The 23274-nt window shown below is 72.6% G+C and carries 21 protein-coding genes; 11 read left to right on the forward strand and 10 right to left on the reverse strand.

The window, feature by feature from the left end:
- Nucleotides 1-7 precede the first annotated feature (7 nt).
- The 7 genes from SOM35_RS07545 (at nucleotide 8) to SOM35_RS07575 (ending at nucleotide 8455) form a co-directional block, all read left to right on the forward strand.
- The gene (locus SOM35_RS07545) at nucleotides 8-1285 is read left to right on the forward strand and encodes a D-arabinono-1,4-lactone oxidase (protein ID WP_320514950.1); all 1278 of its coding nucleotides are present in this window, start codon (nucleotides 8-10) and stop codon (nucleotides 1283-1285) included.
- 450 nt (nucleotides 1286-1735) lie between these two features.
- On the forward strand, nucleotides 1736-1924 hold the full coding sequence (locus SOM35_RS07550) for a hypothetical protein (RefSeq protein WP_111074758.1): 189 nt from the start codon (nucleotides 1736-1738) through the stop codon (nucleotides 1922-1924).
- A gap of 124 nt (nucleotides 1925-2048) precedes the next feature.
- Nucleotides 2049-2888 (forward strand): cation-transporting ATPase, encoded by an 840-nt coding sequence (locus SOM35_RS07555; protein WP_320514951.1) that lies wholly within the window; start codon nucleotides 2049-2051, stop codon nucleotides 2886-2888.
- A gap of 185 nt (nucleotides 2889-3073) precedes the next feature.
- Complete coding sequence (locus SOM35_RS07560; protein WP_320514952.1) at nucleotides 3074-4741, forward strand: ABC transporter substrate-binding protein; 1668 nt, start codon at nucleotides 3074-3076, stop codon at nucleotides 4739-4741.
- Complete coding sequence (locus SOM35_RS07565; protein ID WP_320514953.1) at nucleotides 4738-6525, forward strand: ABC transporter ATP-binding protein; 1788 nt, start codon at nucleotides 4738-4740, stop codon at nucleotides 6523-6525. The genes SOM35_RS07560 and SOM35_RS07565 overlap by 4 nt, the downstream gene beginning before the upstream one ends.
- The gene (locus SOM35_RS07570) at nucleotides 6522-7460 is read left to right on the forward strand and encodes an ABC transporter permease (protein ID WP_111074754.1); all 939 of its coding nucleotides are present in this window, start codon (nucleotides 6522-6524) and stop codon (nucleotides 7458-7460) included. Before SOM35_RS07565 ends, SOM35_RS07570 begins: the two co-directional genes overlap by 4 nt.
- Nucleotides 7457-8455, forward strand: coding sequence for an ABC transporter permease (locus SOM35_RS07575; RefSeq protein WP_111074753.1), 999 nt, complete (start codon nucleotides 7457-7459; stop codon nucleotides 8453-8455). The genes SOM35_RS07570 and SOM35_RS07575 overlap by 4 nt, the downstream gene beginning before the upstream one ends.
- Nucleotides 8456-8574: 119 nt before the next feature.
- Here SOM35_RS07575 and SOM35_RS07580 read toward each other — a convergent pair whose 3' ends face one another.
- Genes SOM35_RS07580 through SOM35_RS07590 form a run of 3 tightly spaced genes read right to left on the reverse strand, consistent with a single transcriptional unit; the run spans nucleotide 8575 to nucleotide 12034 of the window.
- Nucleotides 8575-9903 (reverse strand): GNAT family N-acetyltransferase, encoded by a 1329-nt coding sequence (locus tag SOM35_RS07580; protein ID WP_320514954.1) that lies wholly within the window; start codon nucleotides 9901-9903, stop codon nucleotides 8575-8577.
- Nucleotides 9904-9925: 22 nt separating this feature from the next.
- Nucleotides 9926-11452, reverse strand: a complete 1527-nt coding sequence (locus SOM35_RS07585; RefSeq protein WP_320514955.1) for a cryptochrome/photolyase family protein — start codon at nucleotides 11450-11452, stop codon at nucleotides 9926-9928.
- Between the two features lie 42 nt (nucleotides 11453-11494).
- Nucleotides 11495-12034: a hypothetical protein gene (locus tag SOM35_RS07590; protein ID WP_320514956.1), complete on the reverse strand. Its 540-nt coding sequence runs from the start codon at nucleotides 12032-12034 to the stop codon at nucleotides 11495-11497.
- A gap of 99 nt (nucleotides 12035-12133) precedes the next feature.
- Here SOM35_RS07590 and SOM35_RS07595 point away from each other — a divergent pair, with 99 nt between their 5' ends.
- Nucleotides 12134-13684, forward strand: a complete 1551-nt coding sequence (locus SOM35_RS07595; RefSeq protein WP_320514957.1) for a Mur ligase family protein — start codon at nucleotides 12134-12136, stop codon at nucleotides 13682-13684.
- Here SOM35_RS07595 and SOM35_RS07600 read toward each other — a convergent pair.
- The 4 genes from SOM35_RS07600 to SOM35_RS07615 all read right to left on the reverse strand — a co-directional run bounded on the left by SOM35_RS07600 (nucleotide 13651) and on the right by SOM35_RS07615 (nucleotide 16572).
- On the reverse strand, nucleotides 13651-14388 hold the full coding sequence (locus SOM35_RS07600; RefSeq protein WP_320514958.1) for a signal peptidase I: 738 nt from the start codon (nucleotides 14386-14388) through the stop codon (nucleotides 13651-13653). The genes SOM35_RS07595 and SOM35_RS07600 overlap by 34 nt on opposite strands.
- Nucleotides 14385-15269: a hypothetical protein gene (locus tag SOM35_RS07605; protein ID WP_320514959.1), complete on the reverse strand. Its 885-nt coding sequence runs from the start codon at nucleotides 15267-15269 to the stop codon at nucleotides 14385-14387. The genes SOM35_RS07600 and SOM35_RS07605 overlap by 4 nt, the downstream gene beginning before the upstream one ends.
- The gene (locus SOM35_RS07610; RefSeq protein ID WP_221851441.1) at nucleotides 15266-15868 is read right to left on the reverse strand and encodes a TasA family protein; all 603 of its coding nucleotides are present in this window, start codon (nucleotides 15866-15868) and stop codon (nucleotides 15266-15268) included. The genes SOM35_RS07605 and SOM35_RS07610 overlap by 4 nt, the downstream gene beginning before the upstream one ends.
- Before the next feature lie 149 nt (nucleotides 15869-16017).
- On the reverse strand, nucleotides 16018-16572 hold the full coding sequence (locus tag SOM35_RS07615; protein ID WP_111074744.1) for an alternate-type signal peptide domain-containing protein: 555 nt from the start codon (nucleotides 16570-16572) through the stop codon (nucleotides 16018-16020).
- Nucleotides 16573-16933: 361 nt separating this feature from the next.
- Here SOM35_RS07615 and pnuC point away from each other — a divergent pair, with 361 nt between their 5' ends.
- Entirely contained in the window at nucleotides 16934-17599 is a 666-nt protein-coding gene (gene pnuC / locus SOM35_RS07620) for a nicotinamide riboside transporter PnuC (RefSeq protein WP_111074743.1), read from the forward strand.
- Between the two features lie 39 nt (nucleotides 17600-17638).
- Here the strand turns inward: pnuC and SOM35_RS07625 are convergent, their stop codons facing one another.
- From SOM35_RS07625 to SOM35_RS07635, 3 genes are all read right to left on the reverse strand, one after another.
- Entirely contained in the window at nucleotides 17639-18871 is a 1233-nt protein-coding gene (locus SOM35_RS07625) for an ABC transporter permease (protein WP_320514960.1), read from the reverse strand.
- Nucleotides 18868-19773 (reverse strand): ABC transporter ATP-binding protein, encoded by a 906-nt coding sequence (locus SOM35_RS07630; protein WP_414648565.1) that lies wholly within the window; start codon nucleotides 19771-19773, stop codon nucleotides 18868-18870. The genes SOM35_RS07625 and SOM35_RS07630 overlap by 4 nt, the downstream gene beginning before the upstream one ends.
- A 168-nt stretch (nucleotides 19774-19941) precedes the next feature.
- Nucleotides 19942-20940 carry a threonine aldolase family protein gene (locus tag SOM35_RS07635; protein ID WP_320514962.1) on the reverse strand — a complete coding sequence of 333 codons (999 nt, stop codon included), beginning with the start codon at nucleotides 20938-20940 and terminating at the stop codon, nucleotides 19942-19944.
- Between the two features lie 59 nt (nucleotides 20941-20999).
- Between SOM35_RS07635 and SOM35_RS07640 the strand changes: the two genes are divergently transcribed.
- Together SOM35_RS07640 and SOM35_RS07645 are read left to right on the forward strand one after the other, a co-directional pair.
- Nucleotides 21000-21911 (forward strand): metallophosphoesterase, encoded by a 912-nt coding sequence (locus SOM35_RS07640; RefSeq protein WP_320514963.1) that lies wholly within the window; start codon nucleotides 21000-21002, stop codon nucleotides 21909-21911.
- Nucleotides 21912-22154: 243 nt separating this feature from the next.
- Nucleotides 22155-23234 carry an NADP-dependent oxidoreductase gene (locus SOM35_RS07645; RefSeq protein ID WP_320514964.1) on the forward strand — a complete coding sequence of 360 codons (1080 nt, stop codon included), beginning with the start codon at nucleotides 22155-22157 and terminating at the stop codon, nucleotides 23232-23234.
- Nucleotides 23235-23274: the final 40 nt, after the last annotated feature.

The raw sequence follows: 23274 nt of genomic DNA on the forward strand, positions 1-23274 counted from the left end.
GAGCGACGTGATCGACGACGACACCACCACTGCAGCCCACACCCGCACCAACTGGGCGGGGAACGTCACCTACTCGGCGAGCCAACTGGCAGAACCGACGACCGTGGCCGACCTCCAGCGGCTGGTCGCCTCGACCCCGCGCCTGACGGCGCTCGGGTCACGGCACTCGTTCAACACCATCGCCGACACCGACGCGGTGCAGGTGACGCTCACGGGCCTCCCGCCCGAACTCGACGTGGACTCCGACCGGCGCGTGGCACGTGTCGCCGCCGGCCTCACGCACGCCCAGGTCGCCGTCGGCCTGGAGGCCCGTGGCTGGGCCCTCGCGAACCTCGCGTCCCTGCCGCACATCTCCGTCGCCGGCGCCGTCGCGACCGGCACCCACGGATCCGGTGTCGGGAACGCGTCGCTCGCCCAGTCCGTCGTGGGACTCGAGATCGTCCGGGCCTCCGGCGACGTCGAGGTCGTCGGCGTGGACGACCCCCGGCTCGACGCGCACCGGGTCGCCCTCGGCGCGCTCGGGGTCGTCGTCGCGGTGCACCTGGCCGTCGAACCGACCTACCGGGTCGCCCAGACCGTGCACACCGGGCTCGGCTGGGACGTCGTCGACGCGCAGTTCGAGTCGATCATGTCCGCCGGCTACAGCGTCAGCATGTTCACCGGCTACACCGACGACGGCATCCGGCAGATCTGGACCAAGCGGCGCGAGGACCGCGACGACGCCGTCATCGACCTCGCCGCCCTCGGTGCCGTGGCCGGTGCCGAACCGATCCACCCGGTGCCCGGCAGCGAGACCGCCGGTGTCACCGAACAGGGCGGCGTGCCCGGCCCCTGGCACGAGCGACTGCCGCACTTCCGGTCGTCGTTCACGCCCTCGGCGGGCGAGGAGATCCAGGCCGAGTACATGACCGACGCGCAGGACGCCGTCCCCGCGATCCAGGCGCTCCGGGGCATCGGGGACGCCATCGCCCCGGTGCTCTTCGTGTCCGAGATCCGTCGCATCGCCGCCGACGACGCCTGGCTCGCGCCGAGCTCCGGCCGTGACTCGGTCGCGTTCCACTTCACGTTCCGCCGTCAGACCGAGGACGTGGCGGTCGCGCTGCCCCTCATCGAGAACGCCCTCGCGCCGTTCGGGCCTCGGCCGCACTGGGGCAAGGTCGCGGCGGCGAGCCCGGAGCGGCTGCACCATGTCTACCCGCAGCTCGGGGCGTTCTCGGCGCTGGCGCGGGACCTCGACCCGGAGGGGCGCTTCCGCAACCCCTTCCTGGACCGCGTGCTCGGCTGACCCCGCACGACGGGAGCGCCCCGCGCCGCTGGATGCGGTGCGGGGCGCCCTCGTTACTGGCCCTTGCGGCTCAGGTCGTGCAGGAACCGTGCGAGGGTCACGAGCAAGCTCGCGATCCCCAGCCACGGGACCTGACGCCTGGGCCGGCGCTCGTCGTCGTGCGACATCGAGTACCTCCTGGTGTCATCGCCGGCGGACACGAGGAGCGTCAGGCCAGGGGTGTGTCGCCGAGCGGGCTCGGCTACACTGCTTCCCGAGTGCTGAACTCGGGGAACGGTGTCTTCCCCTGGCCCTCCACTCGGAGAGCGAACCGAAGCCCGGGACTGTTCGTGCAGTCCCGGGCTTCACTCGTTCGCTCCGAGCGCGGTCCGGCGGTTCCGCGCTCGACGGCCAGCCTACCGGCGTGATACACGTATTCCAGTGACATCATGGCTCGGAAGGCGCAAGGGCATGGACTTCATCGGATCGCACCTCGTGCCGTTCCTGGCGCTCGTCCTGCTCGGCACCGTCGGGCTCTGCGGCGCGTTCGCCTGGCAACTCACTGCGCCGCTCCGGCACCCGTACCGAGACGACGTCGGCGGCGTCGTCGGCGGCGGCGGCGTCGGACCGACGAAGCCGGAAGACGTCGACACGGAGTGACGATCATCAGGGGCGCGAGCGCAGGCGCGCCTCTCTCGCCGTTCACAGGGGATGTCGGGGGACTGCACCGCCGTTCCACCGGGTCGTCGCCGGGGCTGTCCATGTGTGGACGCAAAGGTCAGGCATGGCGAACCTGAACCGCATCCTCGGCATGGCCTCGAAGGTCATCGACAAGCAACTGCAGAAGCGCTCCGGCCAGCAGCCCGGGGGCGTGCAGCAGTACCGACAGCCGGCTCATCCTGGCGGGACCGATTGGCGGGGGCTGGTCCGGACGGCGGCGGACAAGCTGACCGGCGACGACCGCAGCACGCAACCGCACGCGGAGCCGCACGGGCAGCCCGCGCCGTCGCCGCACGGACGCCAGCAGCAGCCCCCGATCGGCCACCACCAGCCCCGGACCGGCGCACTGGGCGAGGCCGACCGCGTCGCGATCGCGAAGTACGACTACCTGCTGAAGACCGCCGATCCCGAGCGTCTCGAGCAGGCCCACCACGACGCGTTCGCCCGACTCACCCCGGAGCAGCGCCAGCAGGTCCTGCAGCGGCTCAACGCGGAACTGCCGCAGCACGACCGGGGGACCGATGCCTCCGCGGCAGGTCTCGCCCGGACCGCGACACGGGGCGAGACGAGCCGTCCCGGGACCATGCGCAAGGTGCTCGGCGGCGCCGCGCTCGGTGGTGGCGCCCTGGCGGTCGGCGGCCTCGCGGTCGCGGTCGCCGGCGGCGCAGTCCTGAGCGCAGCCGCGGGACCGGTGCTCGCGCAGGCGGCGAACCTCGGCGTGGACTTCGAGGGCGTCGCGGCCGGCCTCGGCGACACGGTGGGTGGCGGCCTCGGCGACCTCGGCGGCAGTGTCGAGGGCGTGGCAGCGCAGGGGGAGCAGGCGCTCGGGGGCCTCGGCGAACAGGTCGGGAACCTCGGCGAGGGCTTCCAGTGGCCGGGGATCAGCGACTTCTTCGACCGCTAGGCCGCGTCCGCAAGACCCGACGGTCTCCAGATCGCGACCGCCGTTCGGGAATGGCGGGCGCCGCCGACGACTTGGAGTGTTTCGTTGTGCGTCGTCCCGCACGCGCGGGATTCGGAACGGATCCGGGCGCGGTGCCAGGATGGACGCCGCCCACCCGGCACCCCCGAACAAGGAGACCCGTCGTCATGAGACGTCCGAAGCGCCTGACCATCACCGCGGCCGTCGCCGCCGCAGCGGCCCTGGTCCTCACGGGCTGCTCGGGCGGCAACGCCTCCGACGACGCCAGCGGCGGGACGGACAAGGGCGGCACGCTCAACATCCTCACGTCGCAGACCACGTTCCACCTCGACCCCGCGACGAGCCAGAGCCTCGGCATCACCTCGATGGGCCTCGTCGCCCGTCGCCTCACCACGTGGGACGTCGAGCCGGGCAAGACCGCGAAGGTCGTCCCGGACCTCGCCACGAACACCGGTGTCGCGAGCGACGACGGCAAGACCTGGACTTACACCCTGAAGGACGGCGTCGAGTTCCAGGACGGCACGCCGATCACCACGAAGGACATCAAGTGGGGGATCGAGCGCTCGTTCGCGCCGACCCTCTCCGGTGGTCTCAGCTACCACAAGTCCCTCCTGGTGGGCGGCAGCGACTACAAGGGGCCGTTCGAGGGCAAGAGCCTCGACAGCATCGAGACCCCGAACGACAAGACCATCGTCTTCAAGCTCAACGACGCGTACGGCGACTGGCCGTGGCTCGCGTCGATGCCGGCGTTCACCCCGGTCCCCGAGGGCCAGGGCACCGACACCGGTGCGTACGACCTCAAGCCGGTGGCGTCCGGCCCGTACCAGGTGCAGTCGAACCAGCAGGGCTCGCAGGTCACCCTGGTCCGCAACAAGGCCTGGTCCGCGAAGACGGACGAGGTACGCACCGCCGGGCCCTCGAAGATCGTCTTCAAGGAGAGCCAGGACCCGTCCACGATGACGCAGACGCTGATCGCGGACAACGGTGACGCGAAGAGCTCCTTCGGCGCGATCTACCTCGGTGCCGCCGAGCTCAACCAGGTCCGGAGCAACCCGTCCGCGCAGGACCGCCTCGCCACGTCGAAGGCCGGCCCGATCAGCTACATGGCGATCAACACGCAGCGCGGCGAGCTGAAGGACCTCAAGGTCCGTCAGGCCCTGCAGTACGCGGTCGACCGCAAGTCGTTCCGGATCGCCGCGGGTGGAGCCCTCGCCGGCACCTACGCCTCGACGCTCATCACGCCGGGCATCGCCGGTCGCCAGGACTACGACCTCTACAAGACGAGCGCCACGGGTGACGTCGACAAGGCGAAGTCGCTGCTGAAGCAGGCCGGGGTCTCGAACCTCAAGCTGACGCTCGTCACGCAGAACGACCCGACCTACCTCGCGCAGGCGCAGGCGCTGCAGGCCGGTCTCAAGCGCGCCGGCATCACGGTCACGCTGAAGCCCCTCGACTACGACTCGTTCACGCAGGCCACCACGAACGGCACCGACTTCGACCTGTCGCTGTCCAGCTGGCAGCCGGACTTCCCGAGCGCGAACGCCAACCTGCAGCCCCTCTACGACTCGTCGCAGATCGGTGGCGGTGGCTACAACGTCTCGAAGTACAGCAACCCGGAGGTGGACGCCCTCATCGCGAAGGCCAGCGCCACGGTCGACCAGTCCGAGGCGCAGAAGACCTGGGCGCAGGCAGACAAGACGATCATGGCCGACGCCCCGGTCGTCCCCTTGATGTACGCGAAGCAGTCGTTCCTGGCCGGTTCGGACGTCGACAACTTCCAGATCGCCGACTTCCCGGCGTACCCGAACTACCTCAAGGTCTCGCTCAAGCAGTGACCGATCCCATCCTGCAAGTCCGGGGGCTCCGCGTCGCGTTCGGCGACGCGGAGCCCGTCGTCCGTGACGTCTCCTTCGACCTGACGCCCGGTCGTGTCCTGGCGCTCGTCGGCGAGTCCGGCTCCGGCAAGTCCGTCAGCGCGATGAGCGTGCTCGGACTCCTGTCGCCGCAGGCGCGCGTCGAGGGCAGCGCCCGGTTCCGCGGCGAGGAGCTCGTCGGCGCACCCGTCGAGGAACTGCGCCAGGTGCGCGGCGCCGGCATCGGTGTGGTGTTCCAGGAGCCGATGAACTCGTTCACGCCGGTGCTGTCGATCGGGACCCAGATCGCCGAGGCGGTCCGGGCACACCCGACCGCCCTCGACCGCGCCGGGGTGTCCGCCCGGATCGACGAGCTGCTCCGGTCCGCCGGCATCGCCGATCCGGCGCGGATCCGGAAGGCCTTCCCGCACGAGCTCTCGGGCGGACAGCTGCAGCGCGCGATGATCGCGATGGCCCTGGCCGGTGACCCGGTCGCGCTCATCGCCGACGAGCCGACGACGGCGCTCGACGTCACCGTGCAGGCGGGGATCCTCGACCTGCTCCGGACCCTCTGCCGCGACCGCGGGCTCGCGGTGCTGCTCATCACGCACGACATGGGCGTGGTGGCGGACGTCGCCGACGAGGTGCTCGTGATGCGTCGCGGTGACCCGGTCGAGCACGGCACGGTCGTCGACTTGTTCGCGCGCCCGCAGGCCGAGTACACGCGAGCGCTCCTCGCCGCCGTGCCGGCACTGGGCCCCCTCGTGCCGGTACCGCCGCGCCGCGGAGCTTGCGGAGCGGCGGGGCGGCCGAGCTCGCGGGGAGAGGCGCGGCCCACCTCCGCCACGGACGGTGCCCCGGCCGAGACTCGCGCTGAGCGACCGGACTCGCGTCCGACAGTCCGAGCCACGTCGCCCAGCGCGAGCGACGCGGACGACGCGGGGCGCGCCTCCCGGCCGGTGGTCGCGCGCCTGCGCGACGTCGGCGTGCGGTACTCGCGCCGTGGTGACCCGACCGTGTCGGGCATCGACCTCGAGCTGCACGCCGGCGAGACCCTGGGCCTCGTGGGGGAGTCCGGCTCGGGCAAGACCACGATCGGCCGCGCCCTGGCCGGCCTCGTCCCGGTGGTCGAGGGCACGGTGGACGTCGACGGGCAGGACCTCCGCACCGCCCGAGGCCGTCGCCTCCGAGACATCCGCAAGCGCGTCGGGATCGTGTTCCAGGACCCGGCCTCGTCGCTGAACCCGCGGCAGAGCATCGGTTGGAGCATTGCCGAGCCGCTGCTCGTGCACGAACCGAGCGCCGACCGACCGGCACGCGTCCGCGAGCTGCTCGAGGCCGTGCAGCTCGACCCGTCGTGGGCCGAGCGGTTCCCGCACCAGCTCTCCGGCGGCCAGCGGCAGCGTGTCGCCGTGGCCCGGGCACTGGCGCTCCGGCCGGCACTGCTCATCGCCGACGAACCGACCTCGGCGCTCGACGTCACCGTGCAGGCCGCAGTGCTCGACCTGCTCCGTGACCTGCAGGACGAGTTCGGGTTCGGGTGTCTGCTCGTCAGCCACGACCTGGCCGTCGTCCGGCAGCTCGCCGACCGGGTCGCCGTGCTGCACCACGGCCGGATCGTCGAACACGGCACGACGCAGGCCGTCCTCGACGACCCGCAGGAGGACTACACACGCATGCTGCTCGCCGCCGCACCGGTCGCCGACCCTGCCCGACAGGCCGAACGCCGCCGTGCCTGGCGTGAGTGGGAAGGGGTGGTCGCATGACCGCGAACGTCGTCGACCGTCCGGTCCGTCCGACTCCGGGCTCCGGCACCGGCTTCCGCGCCGTCGTCGGACGCATCCGTCGTGACCGGTGGGCCGTGACCGCCGCGGTGGTCATCGCCGTGTTCGTCGTGGTCGCCCTCGCAGCGCCGCTCATCGCGCGGATCAGCGGGCAGGACCCCTACGGGTACCACGTGGGGGCGCTCAACGACTTCGGCGCACCCCGCGGTCCCCTGGGCGGGATGAGCGCCGAGCACTGGTTCGGTGTGGAGCCCCTGACCGGGCGCGACCTCTTCGCGATCGTCACCTACGGTGCGCGGACCTCGCTCGGCATCGGGCTCGCCGCGACCGTGTTCTCGCTGGTCATCGGGGTGCTCGTCGGCGTCACGACCGGCTTCTTCGGCGGCTGGTACGACCGCGTGCTCAGCCGGGTCGTCGACGTGATGTTCGGCTTCCCGTCGCTGGTGTTCATGATCGCCCTGACCGCGATCGTGCCGACGTCGTTCCCGAAGCCCGTCCTGGTCGTCCTGGTCATCGGGTTCTTCGGGTGGCCGGCGGTCGCGCGTGTGATCCGCGGACAGACGCTGTCGCTGCGCGAGCGGAACTACGTCGTGGCCTCGACCGCGATGGGTGCCGGACGCTGGCACGTCATCCGGACCCAGCTCCTGCCGAACCTCGCCGCGACGATCACCGTCTACGCCACCATCTCGATCCCGTCGATGATCGGCGCCGAAGCTGCGCTGTCGTTCCTGGCCGTCGGCGTCACCCCGCCGACCCCCTCGTGGGGCCGCAGCATCGGCGACGCCGTCGGGTGGGTGCAGACCGACCCGATGTACCTCGTCTTCCCGGGAGCCGCCCTGTTCCTCGTCACCCTGGCGTTCAACGTGCTCGGCGACGCCCTCCGCGACGCCCTCGACCCGAGAGGAGGCAGCCGATGACCGCACTCCGCTTCGTGCTGTTCCGGGTGCTCGGCGCCGTCGTCGTGCTGCTCGTCGTCGCCGCGATCACCTACGCCCTGTTCATGCTCCTGCCGACGAACCCGGCGCGGGCGATCTGCGACAAGCCCTGCACCCCGGACCGACTGGCGCAGGTGCAGGCGTTCCTCGGTACCGACAAGCCGTGGATCCTGCAGTTCACGGCGTACCTGGGCGGGATCTTCACCGGACGCTCGTTCGGCAGCGGTGTCTCGGCCGTGCAGTGCGCCGCGCCCTGCTTCGGCTACTCGTTCCAGCTGCACGAGAGCGTCACCACGCTCATCGTCGACCGCTTGCCCGTCACGGCCTCGATCGCGATCGGTGCGGCGCTGCTCTGGCTCGTCGCGGGTGTGCTGGGCGGGACCGCCTCGGCGCTCCGCCCGGGTTCGGCGCTCGACCGCACCGTGATGACCGTCGCGGTGGCCGGGGTGTCCTCGCCCGCGTACCTGATCGGGCTGCTGTCGATCCTGCTGTTCGGCTTCGTGCTCGGGATCCTGCCGACCAGCGGGTACGTCCCGTTGACCGAGGACCCGGTCGGCTGGCTGACGCACCTGGTGCTGCCGTGGTGCGTCCTCGCGTTCATCAGCGCCGCGATCTACGCCCGACTGACCCGCGGCGAGATGCTCGAGGCGATGGGGCAGGACTTCGTCCGGACCGCCCGCGCGAAGGGCCTCCGCGAGCGCCAGGTCGTCGTGCGGCACGGGCTGCGGACGGCGATCCTGCCCGTGGTGACGCTGTTCGGGCTCGACCTCGGCACGCTGCTCGGTGGTGCGGTCATCACCGAGAAGGTGTTCTCGATGCAGGGCCTCGGGGCGCTGCTCATCGACGCGGTGCACACGCTGGACCTGCAGGTCGTCGTCGGGTTCACGGTCTTCTCGGCATTCCTGGTCGTCACCGCGAACGTCGTCGTCGACCTGGTCTACGCCGTGGTCGACCCGCGAGTGCGCCGCCGGGCGTAGGGCGGCCGAGGGCATCGAAACACCGGTGTTCGTCCAACGAACACCCGCAGGACGCGGCGTCGCCGACGAACACCGGTGTTCCGCTGCGCAGCCCGCGTCAGAAGGCTGCGCAGCCCGCGTCAGAAGTACGTGATGCCGTGCGGGGTCCGGGGCGGGGTGAGCATCGCGCGGAGGAGCACCGGCGCCGCCGGGTCCGCCGCACGCAGCAGCCCCGCGGCCGCGAGCGTCACCGGCGAGACCGACCCGATCAACAGCGCCCCCAGGTCGGCGACGTCGAGCGCGATGTCTGAGCCGGCCACGTCGGCGTCGGGTGCCAGGCGGTTGACGGTGCCACGGGCCTCCCGGACGTCGAGGCGGTACGTGCCGGACGCGTGGCCGAGCGAGTCGGCGACCGCGATCGTGAGCGAGCCGTCGGCCGCGTACGGGCGGGACTCGAGCACGGCGGCGGCGTCCAGGACGCGCAGCCAGACGTGGTCCTCCTCGTGGTCGACGTCGTAGGAGCGCGCGTCCGCCAGCGCCGCGACGATCGGGTCGTCCAGGCGTGAGCGCTTGTAGACGACGACGTCGTTGAGGTCGATGGAGAGCAGGAACTCCCACAGCGACAGGTAGGCGGCGTCGGTCGTGTACACCAGGTCGACGATCTCGACGCGGGTGTCCTCGCCGGTCTTGCCCTCGACGACCCGCCAGGTGACGTAGCCGTCGACCTCGTCGGAGCCCTCGGGCCGGTGCACGGCGGCGCGGACGTCCTTCGCCTTCTGCCCGTCGGGGCCGAACTCGCCGAACACGATCGGCCAGGTGCCGGTGTTGCGGACCATCGAGCCCGGGGTGCGGGCGTGGAAGCGGGCGAAGACCTCCTGGCCGACGCCGTCCGCCAGCCACTGCGTGGTGACCATGACGACGGTGCCGCTGGTCGGCGCGAGGAACGGCAGCGCCCGGTCGCGGCGGACGTGCACGGCCCGCTCGCGGATCGCGCAGCCGAAGCCGAACCGGCGGTAGATGGTGCCCTCGGAGGCGGTCAGCGACGCGACCGCGTAGCCCTCCGCCACCCCGCGCTCGAGCGCGTGCGTCATCATCTGGCGGAGGATCCCGCGACGACGATCGGTCGGACGCACGGTCACGGCGGACACCGCCTGCGTGCGGACGGCGGAACCGTCGCCCCAGCTGAGGTCCTTCGGGAACCAGGTGAACGTGCCGGCGGGCCAGGTCTCGTCGACGGACCCGGCTGCGGGTCGGTTGACGTAGACGCCGAGGAAGGTCTCCTGGTCGGCCACGAAGTGCGACGCCATGCGGGCGGCGCCCTCGTCGGACTCCGGAGGCTCGTGGAACCCGACGCCGACGGCGTCCATCCAGGCGCGGGTGGTGGCGTCCGGCGCCCCCTGGTCGTCGGTCTGCGGGCGGAACTCGCGGAGGTCGTAGCGGTCGGTGGATTCGTCGTTGATCAGAGCCACGATCCGACCCTACCGGGCGGTCTCACGGCGTCTGCCGGGCTGCCTCCTGCGCGACGACGGCCGCCAGGTCCGGCATCGCCCGCATCTGCTGCAACGGGCGGTGCATCCGCGGGTTCCGCCGGAGCGCCGGTTCCGCGCGTTCCAGGAACGCCCAGTACCCGGCGGTGAACGGGCAGGCGTCCTCGCCCAGGCGCGTGGTCGGGTCGAACCGGCAGCCGCCGCAGTGGTCGGTCATCCTGTCGATGTACCGCCCGCCGGACGCGTACGGCTTCGTCGCGACCACGCCGCCGTCGGCGTGCTGCGACATCCCGATGACGTTCGCGGGCATCACCCAGTCGGTGCCGTCGACGAAGACGTCGGTGAACCACTCGGTCAGTTCGAACGGGTCGTACCCCCGCTGCAGTGCCCAGTTGCCGAGGACCATGAGCCGCTGGATGTGGTGCAGCCAGCCGTGGTCGCGGACCCCGTCGAGGGCGACGGTCAGGCAGACCGCGTCGACCTCCGTCGCGTCCAGCTCCCGCCACCAGGCCGGGAGGCCCGTCCCCGCCGCGTGCGCCGGTCCGGCTCCGGCAGGTGGTCGCCCCCCGAGCACTTCGACGTCCGCCCCGTAGTCGTCCCCGAGCCACCAGTAGAGGTGCCAGACGTAGTCCCGCCACCCAGCGACCTGCCGCACGAACCCCTCGACGCTGGCGAGCGGCGCCGCTCCGGAGGCGTGGGCCGCCAGCGCCGCGTCGATCGCCTGCCGGGGGTCGAGCACGCCGAGGTTGAGCGGCACGCTGAGCAGCGAGTGCGCCATCGTCCAGTCGTTCGTCAGCACGGCGTCCTCGTACGGCCCGAAGTCGCCGAGCCGTACCGCGACGAAGTCGTCGAGCGCTGCCTGGGCCTCGTCGGGCGTCACCGCGAAGCGCCGCCGGTCGTCCCGCCCGACGAACTGCACGAGGCCGTCGCGCTCCCACCGGTCGAGGTCGGCCCGGACCTCGTCGTCGACCTCGTCCTCGGTCGGCCACCAGGGGTCGGGCAGCCCGAGGGTCGTCGCGCCCCGGGGCGGGGGCTGCCGGTTCTGCGCGTCGAGGCTGAACGCGCCACCGAGCGGGGCGTCGTTCGCCATCAGCCAGCCCTCGCGTCGCCGGACCCGTTCGTAGTGCGCCTCCATCAGGAACCGCCCGCCGCGCTCGGCGGCCCAGACGGCGAACTCGTCCTCGTCGGTGACGAACCCGCGGCTCGGCAGGATCGTGGTGCCGTGTCCCCAGTGCCGGACCTGGCCGCGCTGCACCCGGGACGGCGGGTCGATGACCTCCAGATCGTCCTGCCCGACGAGGGCGTCCCGCAGGTGGTCGACCCGGACGTGCTCGGCGCGGTCGCCCAGGTCCCGCACCCGGTGTCGCAGCGCGCTGAGCCAGAGGTGCGCCTTCGTCCGGTGCACCGGGCGTGCGGTGAAGAACTCGCGGGCCTCGACGACGACCACCGGTCCGCCGTCGTCGAACGCCGGGCCGTACTGGCCGGGGAGCAGCAGGCGCCGCCGCACGGCTGCGGGGGCGGAGTCGGTCACCCGGCAGACGCTACGCGGCAGCGCTGACGGCGGCTCGTACCCCTAGTCCGTCGCACCCGGCGGTGGGTCGACGAGCAGCCCGACCCGGTCGGCGAGGTAGTCCGCCAGCGGGACGTCGGTGCCGGCGGTCGCGGACCAGCGGACGCGGGGTTCGTCGTCGCGGACGAACAGCGCCGTGTCGGCTCCGACGAGCGAGGCGTCGAGGGGGATCGGCGTCGCGCTGTGGTTCACGGTGTCCCCGGGCGCGAAGTGCCCCTTCGCCGCCGCCGCCCGGTAGGCCCGACGGACCTCGGCGGAGACGGAGACGAACTGGGAGCGTCCGGCCTCGGTCACGCGGGTGATCGCCCCGGTCGCCCAGACCTGGCCCGCGGTCTCGGGGGAGGACCCGAGCAGCAGTGCGCCGACCCGCCACACCCGCCCGAGGGAGCGGATGGTCGGGTCCCGGCGGATGCCGAGCACGGGCTTGGGCTCGACGTACTCGCCGAGTGCCTCGTCCCGGGCTCCGGCCGTGCCGAGTCGCGTCGCCGCGTCCTCGAGCATGGCCCGCGCGCTCTGCACCCCGTCGGTCCGACCGTCCGTCACCCGCCAGAGCCTAGACCGACGTCGGCCGGGGTACGAACGCCTGTGGCACCACTCGGACCGGCGCGCGTTGACTGACCCTCCCTGATGAGGAGGACCGCCGTGCCACACGCCTTCGACCCCGTCCACCCGCACCCGACCCGGCTCGCCGACGTCGCCGCGGCCGTCGGTGCCCGGTCGCTGCCGTCGACGCACACCGACGTGTCCGTGACGGGCGTGGCGGTCGCGACCGAGGACCTCCGTCCCGGGTGGCTCTTCGTCGCCGTGCCCGGTCGACGCGGACACGGTGCCCGGCACGCCGACGCCGCGCGCGCCGCCGGTGCGGTGGCGGTGCTCACCGACGACCACGGCGCCGAGGCGGCAGCAGGCTCCGGCCTGCCCACCGTCGTCGTCCCGGACCCACGGGCCGTCCTCGGCACGGTCGCGCAGACCGTCTCGGGCACCGACGACCTCGGCTTCCCCCTGCTCGGGGTGACCGGCACGAACGGCAAGACCACCACCGTGTCGGTCCTCGACGCCCTGATGCGCCGGCTCGGGTGGACGACGGCGATGACCTCCACCGCCGAACGGCGGATCGCGGACGACGTCGTCCCGAGCCGCCTGACCACCCCCGAGGCCACCGAACTCCACGCCTTCCTCGCCCGGGCCCGCGAACGATCGGTGGACGGCGCGGCCGTCGAGGTCAGCGCCCAGGGGCTCACGCGGCACCGGGTCGACGGCGTGCGCTTCGCCGTCGCCGGGTTCACGAACCTCAGCCACGACCACCTCGACGACTACGCCGACATGGACGAGTACCTCCGGGCGAAGCTCCGCCTGTTCCAGCCGGACCGGGCCGACCGCGCGGTCGTCTCGCTCGACTCGGCCGCCGGACGCGCGGTCGTCGCCGCGAGCGGGATCCCGGTCGAGACGATCACGAGCGAGCCCGACACCGCGGCCGATTGGCGGGTCAGCGTGCTCGAGCTGCACGCCGCGGGCACGCGGATGCGGATCGACGGACCCGACCTGTCGGTGACGACCGAGGTCCCGCTGCTCGGCCGGCACATGGCCGCAGACGTCGGCCTGGCGGTCGCGATGCTGCTCGCCGCCGGAGTCCCGGCTCCGGCCCTGGTGTCGGCCGCCGGCGGCTTCCTCGACGTCGTCGTCCCCGGTCGGATGGCCGACGCGTCGGGCGTCACCGGACCGCGCGTGTACGTCGACTTCGCGCACACGCCGGACGCCTTCGCGAAGAGCCTCGACGCGATCCGGGCCGTCGCCACCGGCCCGGTCGGCATCGTCCTCGGTGCGGACGGCGACCGGGACCCGAGCAAACGGGAGGCCATGGGCGCGGTGGCAGCCACCCTGGCGGACGTCGTCGTGGTCGCCGACCACCACCCGCGGTTCGAGGACCCGGACCACATCCGCGCCGCGATCCTGCAGGGTGCCCACGCGGTCGGCGGCACGGCCCGTGTCGTGGAGCTGGCCGACCCGGCGCGCGCGATCCGGCACGCGGTGGCCGCGGTCGGGGACCACGGGGTCGTCTACTGGGCGGGACCGGGACTCACCGACTACCGGGACGTCCGTGGCGAGCACGTGCCGTACTCCTCCTTCCGGGACGCGCAGGCGGCGCTCGCCGAAGCGGGTCACGGGGTGCCGGCAGGTGTCCTCTGTCGGTGACGACCCGCGGCACGGAGATCGCCTGAGGACGCACGTCGAGCGGCCCGGCGGCGACGGACCGTCGACACGACGCCCAGGGTGATCATCACCGCCGCGTAGCCGAGCAGGAGCGTGGCCGCGGTCGGGATCAGCCACGACCGGGACCCGTTCACGAACTGGTTGACCGTGCCGATCTCCGGCAGGCTGTACCAGACGGTGCCGCGGATCTGTGCGGGCAGGACCGGTCGGCTGTCGGCCACGGCGTTGTTGTCGCCCTTGGTGGTGAACGTCCGGCCGCCGTCGGACGACGAGCTCACGGCGATGACCCGATGCGTGACCACGGCCGCCTGGCCGGAGGTGATCTGGTACGTGACGACGTCACCGACCTCGATCCGGTCCGTGGCGACCGGCCGGACGACGACGAGGGTGCCCGGCGGCAGGGTCGGCTCCATCGACTGGGTGAGCACCGTCAGCGGCATCGACCCGGTGGCCTTCGGGATGACGATCAGGACGACGGCGAGGGCGGCGACGAGCAGCACCAGACCGGTGCTCAGCCCGAAGCCGACGGCGCGGAGCACCGAGACCAGCGCGCTGCGGTCGGCGGGTTGTGCTCCGGCTCGGCGGCTCCGCGAGCGCGTGTGTGGCGCACGTCCCTGCGAGGGGCGGGCCGGGTCGCGGCGCTGGTCCGGGCCTCCGGTCCGACGCCCCGCGAGGTGGGCGCTCACGACCCGCACCGCACGGCCGGACCGTTGTTCTGCGTGAACAGCGTGATGGTGCCGGTCCCCGCGTCGGTCGTCGTCGGCTTCCCGGCCGAGTCGAGGACGAAGACGTCGACCGTGACCGTGCCGCTGGTCGCGACGGAGGACGGGATCTGGCTCGGGGCGATGGTGACGCGACCGAAGTAGGACTGCTGGCGGTCGCCGATCTGGACCCCGTGGACGAACGCGCCGTACCAGGTGTCCATCGAGCGACCTGCCGCCTCCCAGGCGACGTCGACGTAGTTGCCGCCGTGGTCCGTGCAGACCAGGGCCGGTGCCGCTGCCGCGGTGGTCAGGGAGAACGTCCCGCGGACGGCGTTCGCCGTCCAGCTGGCGTTCGTCAGGGTCACGTCGAGGGCGACGTCGGCGCGTGCCGCGGCGGGGGCCGCCGTGCCGGCGGTCGACCGGATGCACCAGACGGTGCTGCCACCGGCGCTGGTCTTCGACGTCAGGCTCGGCAGGGAGGCCCAGGTGCCGACGACCGCGCCGGACGCGACCGCGGTGCTCGCCGTGCAGGTGCCGGTCGACGCGACCTGCCAGGCGCGGACGTCGACGGCGCGGGCGAGGGCGGTCGAGCCGCCGGCGAGGACGGACGCGGTGGTGCTCACCGTGCCGGCGATCGTGCCGGTGTTCGTGACGGTGACGGGCGTCGTCGTGGTGGTGGTCGTCGACGAGAACGCGGTGGTCAGCGCGTCGGTGCCGCCGACCGTGACGGCGATGCGACCGACCGCGACGCTGGTGGTGGTCGACGCCGAGGCGGTCCAGAGCGCCCAGGCGGCGGAGGACCCACCGCCGACGAAGGCCGCGACGAGCAGGACGGTGACGAGGAGTCGGAGGCGCGTGGTCACGAGGCCACCTGCGTCCCGGTCACCGTGAGGGTCACGGCCACCCCGGCTCCGGCCACGCTCTGCGGTGCGTCGGTGTCGAGGTCCATCTCGACGCAGCCGATCCGCCGACCGCCGGCCGGGACACTGCCGCTGTCGGTGCCCGAGTCGAACGCGGCGACCCGGCCGGAGGCGCCCGCGGTGCCCGCACGGCACGCGCTGGTCGACGTGACGACCGAGTAGCGCAGGGTGACCTCGCCGAGCACGGTGGTGCTCGCGGTGCTGGTGCCGGTGACCCGCGCGGACGTCGTGACGACCCGGGTGCTCAGCGGCACGGTGCCGGTGTTCGTGACGGTGAAGGTGCCGGTGCTCGCCGCTCCGGGTGCCAGGGGAGCGGCGCTCATCGTCAGCTGGCTGACCGTGAGGGTGGCGGTGCCCGAGCGGACGGTCGAGGACGAGGTGCTCGCGGCCTGGTTCCAGAGGGCGTAGGTGCTGCTGGTGCCGAGCAGTGCGGTGACGACGGCGACGACGACCGCCACGACGAGGGCGAGCACGGTGGGCCCCAGCCAGCGGTTCCGTCGGGGTGCGCGGTGGCGTCCCGAGGCCGTCGTGCTGGCGCTCATGCTCGTGTCCTCCTCGGGCGGTGTGGTGGTGCGGGCGCGTGTGGGGCGGCGCGTGCGACGGGTGCGCGCGATGGCGCGGGTGCAGCGTTCGGGCAGCGCGTGAGACGGGCGGGTCGTCAGCCCGTCGCACGCGGTCGGTCACCCGGGGGTCAGGACCCGATGGCGGTCTGCGTCAGGGTGAAGGCGAGTGCGCCGACGTTGACGGTGCCGCCCTGCCCGGTGGTCGCCGAGGACGGCAGGGCGATGGTGAAGACGACCTTGACGGTCGAGGTCGCGGTCGACGGGGACACGACGAACGTGTTGGCGGTGCCGCTGGCCGGGACGACGGAGGCGCTGGTCGACGTCACCGCGAGGGTCTTCGTCGTCGCGGCGATGAGTGCCTGGTCGCCGGTGATGCTCTGCTGCGCGTAGGTCAGGTTCGCCTTGAGGTCCTGGCCGGTCGCACCGACGGTGAGGGTCTGCGTGAACTGGTACGTGTTGCCGGGGACCATGAGGACGGACGCCGGGTTGATCGTGGCGGAGCGGCCGTTCGTGATGTCGGTCCAGACGCCGTCGTTGTTCGCGGTGAGGCTCAGCGTGCCGGCGCTGACGGCCGAGGCCGCGCTGCTGGCGCTCGCGTTCCAGAGCGCGAAGGACCCGGCCCCGCCGAGGAGGAGGGCGACGCCTGCTGCGCCGGCGATGGCTCCGGTGACGATCTTGTGCATGGGGTGGTTCCGTTCTGCGCCCCTGACGGGCGCGGTGAGGCCGTCGTCGGCGTTCGGGTGTGCTCGCGCACGGCGACGTGGTCGGTCCCGGGGTGAGCGGGACCGCAACCGAGGTGTGCGGGAGAGGGGCGGTCGCCGGGCTCCGAGGCGGGGGAAGGTGCTCGGGCGGGCTGGACTCGCTTGATGGTCAGAGCGTACGCGTCCCCCAAAATGTGGACAAGCACGGATCGGCCTCGGAGCACCCCCAGAACGGGGGTCATCTCTCGTTCTCCGGACAGCCGTCGGAACGGGTCGGTGTGGCACAGCGGGCGGAATGCCCGCGAGGTCTGTGCAGTTGCATCGACCGGATCGAGGAGGTCTCATGGGCATCGTGCGGTGGTTGTTCGACGCGCAGCTCGTCATCGGCGACCAGACGGTGCTCTGGCGCGAGGTGATCGGCAACGTCTTCGGGCTGCTCAGCGCCCTGGGCGGCATGCGCCGCAAGGTGTGGGCGTGGCCGGTCGGCATCGCGGGCAACGCGCTCCTCTTCACGGTCTTCATGGGGGCGCTCTTCGACACCCCGAACCCCGTCAACCTGCTCGGACAGGCCGGACGACAGGTCATGTTCATCCTGGTCAGCGTCTACGGCTGGTACCGCTGGACGCACCGCGCGGACGAGGCGACCACCGTGCTCGAGCCGAAGTGGGCCTCCTGGCGGGCACGTGCGCTGCTCGTCGTCGCCCTGGTCGGCGGCACCGCGGTCCTGACACCGGTGTTCCGTGCGCTCGGCTCGTACGAGCCGGTGTGGAGCGACGCCTGGATCTTCGTCGGGTCGCTCCTGGCCACCTACGGCATGGCGAAGGGGTGGGTCGAGTTCTGGCTGATCTGGGTCGCGGTCGACCTGGTCGGTGTGCCGCTGCTGTTCTCGGCCGGGTACTACGCCTCCGGGCTGATGTACGTCGTCTACGGCGCCTTCACCCTGGCCGGGTTCTTCGTCTGGATGGTCCAGGGGCGGAAGCCCGCGGCGGCGCCGGTCACCGTCGGCTGACACGGCGGAGCGCGCCGCCCTGGCAGCCGGACCCGCGCGTCAGCGCGAGCGCGGCAGCGCCTTCGACCGCCGCCACCCGGCGATCTGCTTCAAGCTCACCTTCGACCCGTACTGGGCGACCGAGTGCCGGAACAGGTACTCCGCGAACCAGAGCAGCACGCCCGCGACCACGAACACCTCGACGATGCAGGCGATCGTCTCGACCACGGACAGCGACCCCACCGCGTTCCGCACCATCGCGGTCACCGGCGTGAACGTCGGGAAGTACGTGAAGAAGGCGGCGATCGGCGACGACGGTGTCGTCATGACGAAGAAGGCGGCGTAGAGCGGGATGATCACCGCGAACAGCGCCGCCGACTGCAGCGTCGAGGCGTCCTTGATCGTCGGCACCGAGGCACCGACCGCCACGAACAACGCTGAGGCCAGCAGCACCCCGCCGACGAGCAGCAGTGCTCCGGCCACCATCCGCCACGGGTCGAGTGCGAACGAGCCCACCCGCCCGGCGACCAGCGGCAGCAGCACGGCGAGCGACAGCAGACCGGGCACCAGGAACACACCGACCTGGACGAGCCCGACCAGCAGCATCGCGATGACCTTGCCGCGGATCAGGGTGCCCGCCGTGACGGTGGTCAGGATCATCTCGGAGATGCGGTTCTCCTTCTCCTCGACCACGACGGTGACCATCCGGGCGGCGAGCAGGATCACGAGCCCGAAGAACGCGGCGACGTAGAGCAGCGGCGGCACGATCGACAGCCAGCCCGGCGCGACCCGGCCGTCGGCGTAGGTGGTGACCGTCGCCTGGGGTGGGGACCGCAGGATGTGCACGGCTTCGGCGTCGTCCACCTGCGCCGCGACGCTCTGCTCCAGCACCCGTTCCGCCAGGGCCGAGTACCCGGTGTTGGCGAACAGCCCGCGGTCCGCTCCGAGCACCGTGACGGGGGTGGTGGACGGCGTCGCGGGGAACGCGATGAAGGCGTCGAGGCGACCGGCGCGGACCGCCGCACGGTCTGCCGCGGGGTCGGTCGAGGGGGACCCGCCCCACTTCGCCGCCACCTTCTGGGACACCAGCCCGGAGTGGTCGACGTAGTGGAACGGCGTCCGGGCGGCCGACCCGCTGGAGATCGCGGAGTCGGTGCCGGCGGCCTGACCGACCCCGACGAGCAGCGACACGACGATGACGACCAGCGGCAGGGCCAGGGTCCCGATCCAGAACGCGGGCTTCTTGACGGCGCGGACGAACTCGAACCGGACGACGGTTCCCAGACGGCTCATCGCCCGGCTCCGACCACGGTGCGGGCGGCGTCCGCGTCGGCGTCGTGCCCGTACAGCTGCACGAAGATCTCGTCGAGGGGGATCCGGCGCATCTCGAACCCGGTGACGTGGACGCCGGCGGACACGAGTTCGGCGAGGATGTCCGACCCGTCCGGTGTCGCCGCCGCGGTGGGGACCAGGTAGGCGACGTGCCCCTCGTGCCGGGCGAGCCGGTACCGCTCGGACCGGGGGACCGGCCCGCTCAGGGCGACCTTCGCGACCGCCCCGCCGAACGCGTCCTGCACGTCGGGGATCGTGCCGTACGCGGCGGCCACCCCGTCCTTGAGGAGCAGGATCCGGTCGCAGAGCCGTTCCACCTCGTCCATGTGGTGGGTGACGAGGATGACGGTCGCGCCGTCCGCCTTCCGCTCGTCGACCAGGTCGAGGAGCAGCCGCCGGTTCACCGGGTCGAGGCCCTTCGTCGGTTCGTCGAGGATCAGCAGGCGCGGCCGGTCCATGATCGTGATGCCGAGCTGCACCTTCTGCTGCTGTCCGCCCGAGAGCTTGTCGATCCGGACCTTCGCCTTGTCCGCCAGGCCGACGCGTTCCAGGTACTCCGTCGACCACCGTGTCGCCGGGCCCCGGGGCGTCCCGCGCAGGGCCGCGAAGTACGTCATGACGTCGATGACGGTCTCCTTCCGGTAGAGCCCGCGCTCCTCCGGTAGGTAGCCGATCCCACCGGTGGCGGGTCGGTACGGTTCGCCGTCGATCGTCAGGGTGCCGGCGGTCGGCGCGGTGATGCCGAGCAGCGCGCGGATCGTCGTGGTCTTGCCGGAGCCGTTGCTGCCGAGCAGGCCGAAGGTCTCGCCGGGCGCGATGTCGAACGTCAGGCCGTCGACGACGTTCCGGTCCCCGAAGCGCATGACGAAGTCGCGGACGCTGATGCCTGCTCCGGCCACGGTGGACCCCTTCCTCGCGTGCCGACCCTACCGACGCCGTCTGACGGCCGGGAGGCGCGGCTCGCGTCGTGCGCGGTGCCTCCGGTCCGTCAGCCAGTGGCGTTCAGCCCGGTCGCGTTCAGCCGCGCTCGTTCAGCGGGGCAGCGTCGCGAGCACCCGGGCCGCGTGCTCGGCGTCCGCGGCCGAGACGTCGAGGTGCGTCACGAGTCGGACCGTCGTCCGCCCGAGCTGCATCACCCGGACACCGGCGTCGGCCGCCGCGGCGACGAACGCCGCCGGGTCGGACACCTCGGCGAAGACGATGTTCGTGTCGACCGTCGCCGGGTCGACGTCGAGCGCCGCCGCGATCACCCGGGCGTTCGCGTGGTCCTCCGCCAGCCGGTCGACGTGCGAGCGCAGGGCGTACCGGGCACCGGCGGCCAGGATGCCGGTCTGGCGCATGCCGCCGCCGTACCGCTTCCGCCAGATCCGGGCGGCGGCGATGCGTTCCGCCGTGCTGACGAGCACCGACCCGACCGGGGCGCCGAGGCCCTTCGACAGGCAGACGGACACGGTGTCGAACCCGCCGGCGAGCTCCGGGAAGGGGGTGCCCGACGCGACGTGGGCGTTCCACAGCCGGGCGCCGTCCAGGTGCAGGCCGATGCCGTGCTCGCGGGCGAAGTCCTGCACCGCGCGCACCTGGTCCGGCGGCTGGACCGTACCGCCGCCGAAGTTGTGCGTGTTCTCGACCGCGATCGCCGTGGTGGACACCGAGTAGGCGCCGGCGTTCGGCTCGGCGATCTCGGCCACCGACCGCGCGACCAGGCGACCGCGCTCGGAGGCCCAGGTCCGCGTCGTGATGCCGGAGAACACCGCGGCCGCCCCGAGTTCGGCGCGGACGACGTGGGCCTGCACGTCGGCGAGCAGTTCCTCGCCCGGGCCGACGAGCAGCCGCAGCCCGAGCTGGTTCGCCATCGAGCCGGACGGCGTGAACAGCCCGGCCTCGTGCCCCAGCAGCGCCGCGACCTCCTGCTCGAGCAGGGTGGTCTCCGGGTCCTCCCCGAAGACGTCGTCGCCGACCTCGGCCTCGGCCATCGCGCGGCGCATCGCCGGGGTCGGACGGGTCACGGTGTCGGAGCGCAGGTCGATCACCGGACAACGGTAACCCTGCCGACAGCCCGCTGATGCGCGTCCCGGCTACGGTGTGCGACATGCAGACTCCCGTACCCGGAACACTCCGCATCCTGCACCTGTCGGACACGCACCTGACCGGCGACGGCACCCTCCACCAGGGCACGGTCGACACGACGGCGGCGCTCGGTGCACTGCTCGCGCACCTCGACGCCGTGCCCGGTGTCGGCCTGGTCGTCATCTCCGGCGACGTCTCCGAGGACGGCTCGCCCGAGTCCTACCGGACGGTCCGGCAGATGGTCGGCGACTGGGCTGGGCGGCACGGCGCCGCGTTCGTCACGGTGCCCGGCAACCACGACCAGCGCGCCGGGTTCCGGCAGGTCCTGATCAACGGGCACGTCCTCGGCGAGGGCGGCCAGCCGCTCATGCACACGATGGAGCACCACGACCCGTCCGTCCCGGTGCGGGGCCAGTCCCTGGTGGCCGGGCGGCGGATCGTCACCGTCGACACGAGCGTCCCGGGCGCCGGGTACGGCGAACTGAGCGAGTCGGTCCTCGAGCACCTGCGCACCGTGCTCGCCGAGCCGTCCGAGCACGGGTCCGTCGTCGTCCTGCACCACCCGCCGCTGCCCGCGCCGACGTCACTGCACGACGCGCTGAAGCTCCGGAACCCCGAGGACCTCGCCGAGGTGCTGCGGGGCACCGACGTGCGGGTCGTCCTCGGCGGCCACTACCACCACCACTTCGCCGGGTCGCTCGCGGGCGTGCCGGTGCTGGTGGCGCCGGGTGTCGCGAACGACAACGACGTCGCCGGCCCGTACGAGCAGGAGACCGCGCTCGTCGGCACGGGCGCGCTCGTCGTCGACCTCGCCGCCGACGGGTCGCTCTGGTCGACGCCGGTCCGGCTGCCCCGTCCCGACGCCGACCAGCAGGCCCTGCACCTCGACGCCGAGGCGTCCGCGCGGATCGCCCAGGCGTTCGGCCCCTCCTGAGCCAGCCCCTGGCGTCGCCCCCGAACGACCACCCGGCGTCGGGTGCGTGACGCACCGGCAGACGGACGGGAGGCCCGTGGCGGTGCCGCCCCGCGCCTCCCGTCCGGCCCGTCCCCAGCGGGTGCCGACCCGTCCCGACGGGTCCTCAGGATCCGGACCGCTCCCTGCGAGAACCCCACATCCGCGGACGGAGCCGTGCCGGAGGCGAGTAGGACGGACGCACGACGTCCCGAGGAGGGTGACATGCGAACTGGTAGCGCAGTGCAGTACGAGCGGTACGGCGACTTCGACGTGGTCGAGGTCGTGCCACAGGAGCGACCCACGCCCGGACCCGGCGAGGTGGTCGTCGAGGTCATCTCCGCCGGCCTGAACCACATCGAGCGGTTCCTCCGCGAGGGCAAGCTGCAGGACCACATCCAGGTCGAGTTCCCGGCCCGCCAGGGCGTCGACCTCGCCGGCATCGTCCGGGCCCGGGGTGCGGGCGTCAAAGACGTGCGCGTCGGTGACGAGGTCATGGGTCACGCGCCCGAGGGCGGCTCGCACGCGACCTGGGTCGTGGTGCCCCGCGAAGCCGTCGTCATGAAGCCCGCACACGTCGGGTGGGAGGTCGCCGGCGGCCTGTACCTGGCCGGCTGCACCGCCGTCGACGTGGTCCGGAAGCTCCGCCTGGGACCCGGCGACACCGTCGTCATCAGCGCCGCCGCCGGTGGTGTCGGCCACATCCAGTGCCAGCTCGCCCGCGACGCCGGTGCGACCGTGATCGGCCTCGGCAGCCCGCGGAACCACGACTACCTGCGGCAGATCGGCATCCTGCCCGTCGCCTACGGGGACGGTGAGGAGGCCCGGATCACCGAGATCGCCCAGGGCCGGCCCGTCACCGCGTTCATCGACAACCACGGCGACGAATCCGCCCACGAGCTCGCACTCCGTCTGGGCGTCGACGAGAAGCGGTTCGTCTCGTCCGAGGCCCGGCGTGACGCCGAACTGCGGTTCCTCCGTGCCCCGGCGTCCGACCCGGAGGCGAAGGAACTCATCCTCTTCCTGGCGAAGGCCGTCGAGGACCGCCGCGTGCAGATCCTCATCTCGGGCTTCTACCCGTTCGAGTACATCGTCGACGCCTACGAGGACCTGGCCGAGATGCACTCGCGCGGCAAGGTCGTCGTCGGCATGCAGCCCGTCGAGACCGGCGCACGGCAGGACTGGTACCGGTCCGAGAAGGCGCGCGACCTGCGCGACCAGTACGCGGAGGAGAAGGCCGACGGCACGCTCGCGAGCGGGTCCCCGGCGTCCCGCGGGGCCGAGGGCGCGGTCTCGACCAGCTGAGTCGCGCGGACCCTGCTGCCGGACGAGGACGTCCCCACCG

This window comes from Curtobacterium sp. CFBP9011 (assembly GCF_034045095.1).
Taxonomy (GTDB): Bacteria; Actinomycetota; Actinomycetes; order Actinomycetales; family Microbacteriaceae; genus Curtobacterium.